Here is a 12,193-nt window from a genome sequence, read left to right on the forward strand (position 1 = left end):
TACACCTTTTTAAGGCAACCCAGTCATCAGCAGCTTAATCCCGTAAGACGCGGTTAATACTGCAACAAAACCGACGCCGTATAAGAGCAAAAACCATTGCCACGACTTGAGTTTGGCGGCTTTTTCTTTCAGGCTTTTTAGAGACATTAGTAGCCCTCCTGATAATCTTCCACCTTGCCAGCAAAAACGCGATAGCCCCATACGGTATAGGCGCAGATGAGCGGAACGAAGATGCAAATGCCCGGCAGCAAAAACAATAAACTGCTGTCTGGGGAGGCGGCTTCCATAAAGGTGAGTTGTCTTGGTATTAAGTAAGGAAACAAGCCAACGACAAGACCCGCAAAGCCCAATAAGAAGAGCGTTGCAGCATACCAAAATGGTCGGCTTTCATGATGAATGATGCCAGCGGAATGGCTGTTTAAATCTTTCCAAGCCAATACCGCGACCACTAAAGTGATGATAGGTAAAGGCGATAGCCATAAGAAATTGAAGCCTGAGAACCAACGCTGACGAATGTCTACTTGGCTCGCCACTGTCCACACGCTTACGATGATCATGGCGAAAATAGTGATCAGTAGCAGCCTTTTACCTAACTTTGCCGCGTGGTCTTGAATGCGTCCGCGGCTTTTCATAAACAGATAACAAGCGGCCAAAAGCGCATAGCCCGCCATCACAGCAAAGCCAGTCAAAATAGAAAACGGCGTTAGCCAGTGCAAGCTGGATAAACTGTCGACACCGACTGGCACGCCTTGAACAATCGATCCTAACAACATACCTTGGCAAAATGCCGCGATGGCTGATCCCGCACTAAACGCAAGATCCCAGTAAGGACGAGACGTCTCGGACTTAAATCGATACTCGAACGCCACACCACGAAAGATCAGCGCAAACAGCATCAACATGATAGGCAAATAAAAGGTTGAAGTAATGCCAGCATAAGCGGCGGGAAACGCCGCAAATAACACCACACCACCAAACACTAACCAAGTTTCGTTGCCATCCCAAACGTGTGAAATAGAGCGCATTAAATGGTCGCGCTCGCCTTCTTGGTTAAACCAAGGGTAAAGAATGCCAATGCCTAAATCGAAGCCATCGAGTAACACGTACATGAAGATGGCAAAGCCTAAGACAAGGAAGTAGAAAAAAGCCAAATCCATCATTTATTTCCTTGTGCTTGTGAAGTTTGATCGTTTGCTTGCTGTTCTTTCGTTGTTAGTGATTTTACCCAAGCCAATGCATAACCCGGTGCTTTCATACCGATCAGTTGCTGCTCTAATGCTTCCATAGATGGAGGCCCTTTCTTAATCAACTTGCGCATGAAGTAGAGGTAAACACCAATGAGCAGACTGTAAATGATGACAAACATGGTCAAGGTGAACAGCACGCGTTCAGCTGGCAGTGGCGATACAATCTCAGATGTTCTAACTAGGTTGTAGACAATCCAAGGCTGACGACCGATTTCCACCACATACCAACCTGCTAATACCGCAATGACACCCATAGGCGTAAATAGCGTGACGATGGATAAGAAAACTTTGTTTTCGTACAAACGGTTTTTACGACGCAACAACAAAGCTAAGGCCGCAATGCCGATCATGCCAAAGCCAATACCCACCATGACACGGAAAGACCAAAACACTAATGGCACATTGGGTCTGTCTTCTGGTGGTACGGCTTTCAAACCTTGTACCGCGCCATCCCAAGAGTGAGTTAGGATCAAGCTACCTAGGTTTGGAATACCGACTTGATAGTCGTTTGATTCGGTTTCCATGTTTGGCATAGCGAACAGTAACAGCGGTACGTTTTCTTCTTGTGCTGGCCAAATGCCTTCCATCGCAGCGAGCTTGGTTGGTTGATGTTCGTGTACATTCAAACCGTGCATATCGCCGATCCATGCTTGCAGTGGCGTTAACACCAAGGCAAACCACATGCACATAGACAGGCCTTTTTTCGCAAAAGGAATGTTTTTCTTTTTCAATAGGTAGTATGCGCTGATGCCAGCCACGACAAATGTCGCGGTGATTAACGATGCAACCAGCATGTGAGTAAGGCGATAGGGCATAGATGGATTGAAGATGACTTCCATCCAGCTTGAGACTTCAAATTTACCATTGACGATCTTGTAACCTGCGGGAGTTTGCATCCAAGAGTTCGCTACAATGATCCAAAACGCCGAAATCCAGGTACCTATCATAACGGTCATCGTGGCGAAGAAATGCAACTTGCGGCCGACGCGCTGCCAACCAAATAGCATGACGCCAAGAAAGCCCGCTTCCATAAAGAAGGCTGTCAGTACTTCGTATGCCATCAGAGGTCCAAGAATGGCGCCAGTAATTTCAGAAAATTTGGAAAAATTAGTACCAAATTCATAGGACAAAACGATGCCAGACACCACCCCCATACCGAAGGTAATGGCAAAAGGTTTGATCCAGAATTTGGCCAGTTGGAGGTAATAAGGATTGTGTGTTTTTAGCCACAGCCCTTCCCAAATGGCAATCAGCGTCGCCAAACCAATGGTGATACTGGGGAAAATAATGTGGAAGCTCACCGTAAAGGCGAACTGTATGCGAGATAAAATGGCGACGTCGAGGTCCATAATGGCTCCCTTAGCAATAAATAAGCGTTAGGTAGTTAAATGTTGTTTTTAACGCTTAGCGTGCGTATTTGTTGTACCGCCAAAGGCAGTATTGCCAATCCTACAATGCTAAAAAGCGCAATGATTTCGGTCATTAAAAAGCCAGTGTTCATGGTGTTAGTCCTGTTAGTTGGTAAATGCTTGATGTAAATCAAAGGTTGTCTTAGTCATAGCAAAGGGCAGGCCAACTATTATCGAAGTTTATGTTATTGATTTTAAAGAATATTTTAATTTCTTTGCTTGCGATGTAAAAAAGGTTTACGATTTTTTCACTTATAGGTGTAAACGAGGTTTACGGTTTTGACGCTTTCCTTAATGTTTGAAGTGGCCATGTTGGTCTCTAGTGTGTGTGGCGTTTTGGTGGCGGCATGGCTGCTATGGCGAGCGCGAAAGCAAGGCGACCTGCAGGCATTAGCAGGCTTTGCCATCATGATGGCTATTTGGTGTTTTGGTCATGTGGTGTTGTTTCAAGGCTACGAACGTGTGGGGGTTTACATTATTCTCGCGAACCCATTAATGCCGACTTTTTTCTTACATTTTGCGATTCGTTTTGTGAATTCTGGCACAGCCAAAGAACCCATGCTTGATCGCTTATGTCAGGCTGTGCCGTGGTTTTATCTGACCAGTTTTACCGTGGTGTTGCAAAGCTGGTGGATGGAAGCTGGCGATGCGATCAGTACGCTAGACACGCGTTCATTTTTTATCTTTACCGAGGCGGGGACATGGAATCTCGCCTATACGGTATTGATCGGCATCTTGGCTCATGGCGTGCTGTTGTTTGGCTGGTATCGACATTCTGGTAATAAGAAACGCTCTATTCTCGCCATGTTTGGTGTGGGGGCTTGGGGCTTGTTGTTGGCAACCAGTTTTGTGTTTCCTTCTTTCGGCATTAGCTGGTTTCCTTATCCTATGTTGCTGTTGCCCACCTATTTGCTGTTGCTGGTTTATGCGGTGGTGCGCTATCAGATTTTATCGGTGAATGCGTTCGCCAATCGGGCCTTACTTTGGGTTGCCATGATGCTGGTGATTCTCTGTGTGATCGCGGTGATCAGTGTGGTGTCTGGGCGTATTGGTTTGCAGGCATTGGCCAATGTGCCTAGCTGGCAGCTTTGGTTGTATTCCTTGCTGATCTTAGTGGTGGCCGCGCTGATTTATCAGCCGTTGAGTCGCTTAATCTCTCGGCTGATTTATCCTGGAGCCTCATTGAATGAAGCGGTATTGGATACTTGGTCAACGCAATTAAAAGACGCGCAAGACTGGCCGCAGCTTATTGCGATTGGTGAGCGTTTACTTTCTTTGCAGATACGACGCAGCGTGGCGATACAGCTGAAGCATGCGGATTTACCTGTTCAAGAACAGAATGACGCTCTGGCGATACGAGTCTCTCGATTAGAGACGGATTGGCACTTTGTTTTGATTGGCTGGGACGATGCCAGCCCCGGCATGCGTTTGACGGCGGAAGTGTTTGCGTCGCTATTTTCGACCAGCTGCGGCTTGCTTGAGCGCTCGTTGGCTTTGGCGGCGGCGGAGCGAAAGCGCATGGACGAACAGCATCTGGTTGAGCTGGGTAGTTTGTCTGCGGCGATGGCCCATGAATTGCGTAACCCTCTCAATATTATTTCTATGGCCGCTTATGATGCACCAGTCGAAACGCGCCAACACATTCAGACTCAGCTAAAACGCGCGGATCGTTTGGTCAGCGATATGTTGGTGTATTCTGGTGGGTTGAATTTGCAGATCGCAAAAACGCCCTTGTGCGCATTGGTATCGAGTATTGTGACGCAAGCTCAGTTAGATGGGGTCGTGGTTGAACTTGAGATTGAACAGACGATGGAGCTAGCCGCTGACCCGCAACGGTTACAGCAAGTATTTATTAACCTGATCGATAATGCCGTGTCGTTTTTACGCAATATGCCAGAGGGCAAGTTATGTATTGAAGCCAAAGTGCAAGATCAGCAGACAGTGATTCAAGTGCATAATAATGGACCTGCCATCGACCCAAGTCTGCAAGGTGAGGCGTTATTTCAGCCCTTTGTTACTAAGCGAGCGGGCGGCAGTGGGTTGGGCTTGGCAATTGTTCGGCGCATTGTGGATGCCCATGGTGGTCGCATCCGACACCGAGACGATGCAGGTTGGCCTGTCACGTTTGAACTCATTTTTCCTCAATCCATTCATTTTACCAACGATGGGATACGCCACGAATGACACAAAATAAAATCCTTTTAGTAGACGATGAACCGGCGTTCCGTGAGTTGGCCAGCCGCTGGTTGGCAAACCAAGATTATCATGTGAAAACAGCGGCCAGCTTGGACGAAGCGCGAAGTGCTTTGGAATCGTTTGATGCAGATTTGGTGTTGCTGGATTTGTCGATGCCGCCGCATTTTGATCCGCAAGTTACCCTGGAGGCTCTGGGTGACTTTTCTGGCCGCCCAGTAATCATTATAACTGGTCACGCAGATCGGGATTTGGCGCTTAAAGCCATTGAACTTGGCGCATGGGACTTTATTGCCAAGCCGATTGATCCAGATATGTTGGCAGTTGTGGTGCGTCGAGCGATTACCAAAACCACGTTGGAACGAGAGCTGACCGAGCTCAAGCAAGTCAGTCATTCTTCCCAAGGCGCATCAGCGTATATTGGTCATTCGATTAGCTCGCAAAAGGTCAGGGCGCTGGTGGAACGAATCGCACCGACGGACGTACGCGTCTTAGTGACTGGGCCATCAGGTACGGGCAAAGAAGTGATTTCCCGCACCTTACATGACTTGAGCCATCGCTCTTTCAAGCCCTTTGTTTCTGTACATTGTGGTGCGATTCCAGCGGAATTGCTGGAAAGCGAGCTGTTCGGTTATGTCAAAGGCGCGTTTACGGGAGCGGAAAAAGACAAAGTTGGCCTATTAAGTTTGGCTGATGGCGGTACCTTGTTCTTGGATGAAATCGGTGAAATGCCGTTGGCGATGCAAGTGAAATTACTACGAGTGCTGCAAGAAGGTACCTTCTTCCCAGTTGGCGGGCGAGAGCAGAAACACATTGATATTCGAGTCATTTCTGCGACGAATGCTGACCTGTTAGAAAAAGTGCGTGAAGGCGAGTTCCGGGAAGATTTATTTTATCGAATAAAAGGCGTCAATATTGAAACCCAAGCGCTTGCGGAGCGGCTAGAAGATGTTCCTGTATTGCTACAGTCATTTCTACAGCGTTTGCAAAGTCAGCAAGCTAAGCCGCTCCAGCTTAGTCCTGAAGCCGTGCAGTGGTTTCGAGATCAAACCTGGCCGGGTAATGTTCGGGAATTGAAAAACGCCTTAGAAAGCGTCGCGTCTATTTGCCCAGAAGGGCGCATCACCTTAGACGACATTCAGTTACTTTATCCAAGCAGTGCGCCTGTTTTCGTCATGCCACTGACCAGCCATTTATCGCTTAATGACATTTCGCTAGATGAACAGGTTCGAGACCTCGAAATCCGCCTGATTACACAGGCTTTGGAGAAACACCAAGGCAACCGCACCCAAGCCGCCAAACAACTTGGGATTTCGCGGCAGGGACTGATTAAAAAGATAGAAAGGTATGGTGTGTAATTTAATTGCTTACTTACGAAGAGGCTTTGCTTTCTACTACTTCACAAGCGATTTCACCATCCTGAACTCTGATTTTTATCGCGTCGCCTTTTTCAACGTCATTTACAGAGCGAATAACCTGTTTGTCTCTCGAGGCAATGGCGTAGCCTCTGGCTAGGGTGTTGAGTGGGCTGACGAGATTGAGCTTGTCGACGATGCGGGCAAAGGCGGTTTGTTTGTTAGTTAGAGTGTTGCTTAATGCGCGAGCAAGTCGAGCGTCGATGTCTTTGAGCTTTTGTCTGTCTTGGTCGATACGGCGAGTCGGGCTGTTTCTTTCGAGTCGATGAGCGAGGTTGGCAGCTTGGCTTCGTTGCTCTGATACCTTGCGTTGCATGCTTTGTCGCAAGCGGTGCTTGAGTTGGTCGAGTTGATTTTGTTGTTGTTCGATTCGCTCTTTCGGATGGCGAATACGCTTGGTTGTGAAGTCGAGCTGTTGCTGGCATTGTTCAAGGATACGCGACATGCGTCGAACTAGCTGCTTTTCTTGCTGTTCGATTTGTCGAATTAATTGATTGCGGTCAGGGCTTAAAAGCTCTGCGGCCGCGGTGGGTGTGGCGGCGCGAACATCGGCGACAAAGTCGGCAATGGTAAAATCGGTTTCATGGCCGACAGCCGAGACAATCGGCGTTTGGGCGGCAAATATTGCGCGTGCCAAGGTTTCGTCGTTGAAGCTCCATAAATCTTCCAAAGAACCACCACCACGACCGAGAATAATGGCATCAAAGTGTCCGCTGCCATCGGCGCGTTGCAATTGCCGTAAGATGTTTTTAGAGGCATCTTGGCCTTGCACTAAAGAAGGCAGAATGGTGAGTTCGGTCAATGGGAAACGCCTGCGAAAAGCGATGATCATGTCGCGAACGGCAGCGCCGACAGGTGAGGTGATGATGGCAACACGCTCAGGTTTTGTGGGTAATGGTTTTTTGTGTTCAGGTGCGAATAGGCCTTCGGCCTGTAAATTGTTTTTTAAGCGTTCAAAGGCCTGTTGTAATGCGCCTTCACCTGCCGACTCCATGCTTTCGACACTGAGCTGGCAATCGCCTCTAGGACCATAGAAAGTGACGCGAGCACGCAGACGAACCATGTCGCCATCTTTCGGTTTGAATCGCACAGCGGCATTTTTGCCTTTGAACATGGCGCAGCGTATTTGCGCTTTGTCGTCTTTAAGGGAAAAGTACCAATGGCCGGAGCCGGGCTTGGCGAGATTGGAGATTTCTCCTTCTACAAGAATCCACGGTAAACTGGCTTCAAGTAGTTGTTGTATCTGTCTATTTAGCTGCGATACGGTAAAAGCGGTTTCTTGTGACGCCGACGTTGTAAAATTTTTCATCAATCTCTCGTGGTTTTGATTTACCGAAAGCAACTAAAGGAGTAGAATTACTTGCCATCTTAACACCCTTGTTGGCATTGGAAACTCCCCATTATGTTACGAATCGTGCAAGAAGCTTTAACGTTTGATGACGTATTGCTTATCCCCGGCTATTCCGAAGTTCTTCCTAAGGATGTTAGCCTCAAAACGAAAATCACTAAAGACATCGAGTTAAATATTCCACTGACGTCTTCTGCGATGGATACCGTTACAGAACATCGCATGGCGATTGCTCTGGCTCAAGAAGGTGGCATTGGCATTGTGCACAAAAACTTGACCATTGAAGAGCAAGCTCGTGAAGTTCGTCGTGTGAAAAAATTCGAAAGCGGCATCGTTCGCGATCTTGTTACTATCAATCCTGAAGCCAGCGTTCAAGAGCTTATGGATCTGACGGCAGCGAATAGCATTTCAAGTGTACCTGTTGTTCAAGGTTCCGATTTGGTTGGTATTGTGACTAGCCGTGATGTTCGCTTTGTTAAAGACTACGATAAAAAAGTCTCTGACATCATGACTCCAAAAGATCGTCTTGTTACGGCGCTTGAAGGGGCTTCATCTGGTTCTATCCGTAAATTGCTTCATGAAAATCGCATTGAAAAAGTGCTGATTGTGAATGAGCAATTTGAATTGCGTGGCATGGTTACAGTAACCGATTTTAATAAAGCCACGACTTACCCGAATGCGTGTAAAGACGATCAAGGTCGTTTACGTGTTGGTGCTGCGGTTGGTACTGGTGCGGATACTGGCGATCGAGTGAAAGCGTTGTCTGACGCGGGCGTTGATATCATTGTTGTTGATACGGCGCATGGTCATTCTAAAGGCGTTATTGATCGCGTTCGTTGGGTAAAAGAAAATTTCCCTCACATTCAGGTTATTGGCGGTAACATTGCGACAGCGGAAGCGGCAATTGCTCTTGCTGACGCGGGCGCAGATGGCGTGAAAGTGGGTATCGGTCCAGGTTCTATTTGTACTACTCGTATCGTGGCTGGTGTGGGTGTTCCACAAATCAGTGCGGTGGCGAATGTGGCTGAAGCGATGAACCCACGTGGCATTCCTGTTATTGCTGATGGCGGTGTTCGTTTTTCTGGCGATATTGCTAAGGCTATCGCAGCAGGCGCGAGCGTTATCATGGTAGGAGGTTTGTTGGCTGGTACTGATGAAGCACCGGGTGAAGTGGTTCTTTTCCAAGGGCGCTCATTTAAGGCTTACCGTGGAATGGGCTCGCTGGGTGCGATGTCTCAATCTCAGGGTTCAAGCGATCGTTATTTCCAAGATTCAAGCAGTGTTGAAAAATTGGTTCCAGAAGGTATCGAAGGTCGTGTTCCTTCTAAGGGGCCAATGGCAGCTGTGATTCATCAGTTGATGGGGGGGGTTCGTTCTTCTATGGGCTACACTGGTTCAGCTGATATTGAAACAATGCGTACTAAGACTCAGTTCTCTCAGATTACGGGTGCTGGTATGCGTGAAAGTCATGTTCATGATGTGACGATTACGAAAGAAGCGCCAAATTATCATGTCGGCTAATCGCCCGATAATTTAACACTGAGATGGGGCGTACAACACGCCCCATCTTTATTTATTGCTCTTACTATTTTATTGATTACTTCTGCAAAAAGAGTGGCTCTTTTAAAGCAGAGTGAAAGGAATGGCTAATAATGTCGCAAGATATCCACGCTCATAAAATTCTTATTCTTGATTTCGGTTCTCAGTACACTCAGCTGATTGCGCGTCGCGTTCGTGAAATCGGTGTTTACTGTGAAGTTCGTGCTTTTGATATGGAAGACCAAGAAGTTATCGACTTCGATCCAAAAGGTATCATCCTTGCTGGTGGTCCTGAATCTGTTCCAGAGCCAGGTTCTCCACGTGCCCCAGAAGCAGTATTTACATTGGGCGTGCCGGTATTTGGTATTTGTTACGGCATGCAAACTATGGCAGAGCAGTTGGGCGGTAAAGTTCAAGGTTCTGAAATCCGTGAATTTGGCTATGCGCAAATCCGTAAGCACGAAGGCCCAGCGTTGTTTGATGGCATTCAAGATCATATCGCGAACAATGGCGTTGCTTTGCTTGATGTTTGGATGAGTCACGGCGATAAAGTGATCGCTATGCCTGAAGACTTTACTTTGATGGCGTCAACTGACAGCTGCCCAATCGCGGCAATGGCGAACGAAGCGAAGAAATTCTACGGTGTACAGTTTCACCCAGAAGTAACGCATACATTACAAGGTGGCCGTATTTTATCTCGTTTTATCGTCGATATTTGTGGTTGTGACACTTTGTGGACACCTGCGAATATTGCGCAAGATGCGATCGAGCGTATGCAAGAGCAAGTTGGTGATAAGAAAGTGCTTTTGGCGTTGTCTGGTGGTGTCGATTCTTCTGTGGTTGCCGCCTTGCTTCATAAAGCGATTGGCGATCAATTGACTTGTGTGTTCGTCGACAACGGTTTGCTTCGTTTGAATGAAGGCGATCAAGTAATGAAAATGTTCGCTGATAACATGGGTGTAAAAGTCATCCGTGTGGATGCAGAGGATTTGTTCCTTGGTAAGCTTGCTGGCGAAAACGATCCTGAGAAAAAACGTAAGATCATTGGTAATACTTTTATCGAGATCTTCGATGAAGAGTCTTCTAAATTAGATGGCATTGATTTCCTTGCTCAGGGCACGATTTACCCTGACGTTATTGAGTCTGCTGCGTCTAAAACAGGTAAGGCGCATGTTATCAAATCTCACCACAATGTGGGTGGCTTGCCTGACGATATGAAAATGGAGTTGGTTGAACCGCTTCGCGAATTGTTTAAAGACGAAGTGCGTAAGCTAGGTCTTGAACTAGGTCTTCCTTACGATATGGTTTACCGTCATCCGTTTCCAGGGCCAGGCCTTGGTGTACGTATCTTGGGTGAAGTGAAAAAAGAATACGCCGACATTCTTCGTCGTGCCGATGCTATTTTCATCGAAGAGCTACGTCGTTCAGGTTGGTATGATAAAACAAGCCAAGCTTTCGCTGTCTTCTTGCCTGTTAAATCGGTTGGCGTAGTAGGTGATGGCCGTCGTTACGAATACGTGGTTGCGCTTCGTGCCGTTGAAACCATCGACTTCATGACGGCTCGTTGGGCTCACCTTCCTTACGAATTGCTAGAAACGGTTTCTGGTCGCATTATCAACGAAATCGAACACATCTCTCGCGTGACTTACGATGTATCGTCTAAGCCACCTGCTACCATTGAGTGGGAATAATCCTTCTGTGTTAATGGTCTAACGAAACGGCTCTCTTTATAGTAAAGAGAGCCGTTTTTGTTTGTATTGTATCTCGAAACATTTTGGAGCTTTGTTGTGGAATTTCCAACGCCCTTAATAGAGGGGAAATTGATTAAGCGCTATAAGCGCTTTTTATCGGATATTGAATTGCCCAATGGTGAAGTAGTGGTTGCTCATTGTCCCAATACCGGATCGATGAAACGCTGCCAACAAGATGATGCTCGTGTCTGGTTGTCTAAAAGTGGCAATCCAAAGCGTAAACTTGCCTATACATGGGAGCTGGTGGAAGTCGATGAGAAATATCTAGCCTGTATCAATACAGGTTATCCAAACAAATTAGTAGGCGAAGCAATTGCCAATGGCGTAGTAAAAGAGCTTTTAGGCTATTCCAAACAAAAAGCCGAAGTGAAGTATGGCGAGAAAAGTCGCATTGATTGGTTACTCACTGGCGGTGATGGCCGCAAGTGCTATGTGGAAGTCAAAAACGTCACCTTATTAGAGGAAGACGGATTAGGATACTTTCCTGATGCGGTAACAGATCGTGGACGTAAGCATTTATATGAGCTTGCGAAGATGGTCGAAGAAGGGCATCGTGCCGTCATGTTTTTTTGTGTTAGTCATACAGGGATTGATTCGGTTACACCGGCTGCTCATATCGATAAAAAGTATGCTCAAGCTTTTATAGAAGTTGTCGCAAAAGGTGTTGAGGTAATGGCTTATCAAGTGGCTATCGACACTCAGAGAATGAAAGTAGTGCGTTCTGTTTCTGTGAATATGCCCGAATTGATGGATTGATAATGCGTAAACTCTCTTTGTTTGGTTGCTTTATAACCAAAAATAATGGTTTTTGACGGTTTTATGAACGAATTTGCTTTTATTTAAAATAAATCGAAAGAAAGTGTCGAAAAGGGTTGCACAAAATCTGTAGATCCTTAATATACGCCCTCGCTGACACGGACAGGGCTTCACTCTCACAGAGAAACGAAGTGGCTTAAGTGTAACGGCAACGCTCTTTAAAATAGATAATCAGATAATTTGTGTGGGCGCTCGCTAGAGGCTTCAGAAGATCGACATTGGCTAACTTGTTAGTGGGTGAGCGATCAAAAAAATTGAAGTCTTGCGAAACGTCTAACACGTCAATTCGCTTTATGTTGTTTTGTTGTTCTTCGGGACGATGAAATGATTAAGTTATTGTTAGTGTAATAGATTTTGAGTAAGCAAACTTTTTAACTGAAGAGTTTGATCATGGCTCAGATTGAACGCTGGCGGCAGGCTTAACACATGCAAGTCGAGCGGTAACAGGGGAGCTTGCTCCTGCTGACGAGCGGCG

Annotated in this window: 9 protein-coding genes and 1 rRNA gene (1 of these 10 only partly in view); 6 read left to right on the forward strand and 4 right to left on the reverse strand. The window is 46.7% G+C overall.

Features of this window, described 5'->3' with window-relative positions; genetic code table 11:
- Nucleotides 1-9: 9 nt before the first annotated feature.
- From AABA11_RS02200 to AABA11_RS02210, 3 genes are read right to left on the reverse strand one after another with little or no spacing between them, the layout of a single operon-like run.
- Nucleotides 10-147: a hypothetical protein gene (locus tag AABA11_RS02200; protein ID WP_338265016.1), complete on the reverse strand. Its 138-nt coding sequence runs from the start codon at nucleotides 145-147 to the stop codon at nucleotides 10-12.
- The gene (gene cydB, locus AABA11_RS02205) at nucleotides 147-1,160 is read right to left on the reverse strand and encodes a cytochrome d ubiquinol oxidase subunit II (protein WP_338265017.1); all 1,014 of its coding nucleotides are present in this window, start codon (nucleotides 1,158-1,160) and stop codon (nucleotides 147-149) included. Before cydB ends, AABA11_RS02200 begins: the two co-directional genes overlap by 1 nt.
- Entirely contained in the window at nucleotides 1,157-2,596 is a 1,440-nt protein-coding gene (locus AABA11_RS02210) for a cytochrome ubiquinol oxidase subunit I (protein ID WP_338265020.1), read from the reverse strand. Before AABA11_RS02210 ends, cydB begins: the two co-directional genes overlap by 4 nt.
- A gap of 339 nt (nucleotides 2,597-2,935) precedes the next feature.
- On the opposite strand from AABA11_RS02210, the gene AABA11_RS02215 reads away from it, so the two are divergent.
- Both AABA11_RS02215 and AABA11_RS02220 read left to right on the forward strand, forming a co-directional pair.
- Nucleotides 2,936-4,840: a sensor histidine kinase gene (locus tag AABA11_RS02215; protein ID WP_338265022.1), complete on the forward strand. Its 1,905-nt coding sequence runs from the start codon at nucleotides 2,936-2,938 to the stop codon at nucleotides 4,838-4,840.
- Nucleotides 4,837-6,207 (forward strand): sigma-54-dependent transcriptional regulator, encoded by a 1,371-nt coding sequence (locus AABA11_RS02220; protein WP_338265024.1) that lies wholly within the window; start codon nucleotides 4,837-4,839, stop codon nucleotides 6,205-6,207. Before AABA11_RS02215 ends, AABA11_RS02220 begins: the two co-directional genes overlap by 4 nt.
- A gap of 13 nt (nucleotides 6,208-6,220) precedes the next feature.
- Here AABA11_RS02220 and xseA read toward each other — a convergent pair whose 3' ends face one another.
- On the reverse strand, nucleotides 6,221-7,573 hold the full coding sequence (gene xseA / locus AABA11_RS02225) for an exodeoxyribonuclease VII large subunit (RefSeq protein ID WP_338265026.1): 1,353 nt from the start codon (nucleotides 7,571-7,573) through the stop codon (nucleotides 6,221-6,223).
- Between the two features lie 93 nt (nucleotides 7,574-7,666).
- Between xseA and guaB the strand changes: the two genes are divergently transcribed.
- From guaB to AABA11_RS02245, 4 genes are all read left to right on the forward strand, one after another.
- Nucleotides 7,667-9,133: an IMP dehydrogenase gene (gene guaB, locus AABA11_RS02230; RefSeq protein ID WP_338265028.1), complete on the forward strand. Its 1,467-nt coding sequence runs from the start codon at nucleotides 7,667-7,669 to the stop codon at nucleotides 9,131-9,133.
- Nucleotides 9,134-9,264: 131 nt separating this feature from the next.
- Nucleotides 9,265-10,842: a glutamine-hydrolyzing GMP synthase gene (gene guaA / locus AABA11_RS02235; protein WP_338265030.1), complete on the forward strand. Its 1,578-nt coding sequence runs from the start codon at nucleotides 9,265-9,267 to the stop codon at nucleotides 10,840-10,842.
- A 96-nt stretch (nucleotides 10,843-10,938) separates the two neighbouring features.
- Nucleotides 10,939-11,658 (forward strand): DNA/RNA nuclease SfsA, encoded by a 720-nt coding sequence (sfsA, locus tag AABA11_RS02240; protein WP_338265033.1) that lies wholly within the window; start codon nucleotides 10,939-10,941, stop codon nucleotides 11,656-11,658.
- Between the two features lie 432 nt (nucleotides 11,659-12,090).
- Nucleotides 12,091-12,193 (forward strand): 16S ribosomal RNA (locus AABA11_RS02245); it runs 1,437 nt beyond the window's last position.

This window comes from Marinomonas pontica (assembly GCF_036322735.1).
Taxonomy (GTDB): Bacteria; Pseudomonadota; Gammaproteobacteria; order Pseudomonadales; family Marinomonadaceae; genus Marinomonas; species Marinomonas pontica.

Bases quoted from the DNA above. Each gene is read 5' to 3' on its own strand.
- AABA11_RS02200 (WP_338265016.1), bottom strand. From the start codon at position 147: ATGTCTCTAAAAAGCCTGAAAGAAAAAGCCGCCAAACTCAAGTCGTGG.
- cydB (WP_338265017.1), bottom strand. From the start codon at position 1,160: ATGATGGATTTGGCTTTTTTCTACTTCCTTGTCTTAGGCTTTGCCATC.
- AABA11_RS02210 (WP_338265020.1), bottom strand. From the start codon at position 2,596: ATGGACCTCGACGTCGCCATTTTATCTCGCATACAGTTCGCCTTTACG.
- AABA11_RS02220 (WP_338265024.1), top strand. From the start codon at position 4,837: ATGACACAAAATAAAATCCTTTTAGTAGACGATGAACCGGCGTTCCGT.
- xseA (WP_338265026.1), bottom strand. From the start codon at position 7,573: ATGAAAAATTTTACAACGTCGGCGTCACAAGAAACCGCTTTTACCGTA.
- guaB (WP_338265028.1), top strand. From the start codon at position 7,667: ATGTTACGAATCGTGCAAGAAGCTTTAACGTTTGATGACGTATTGCTT.
- guaA (WP_338265030.1), top strand. From the start codon at position 9,265: ATGTCGCAAGATATCCACGCTCATAAAATTCTTATTCTTGATTTCGGT.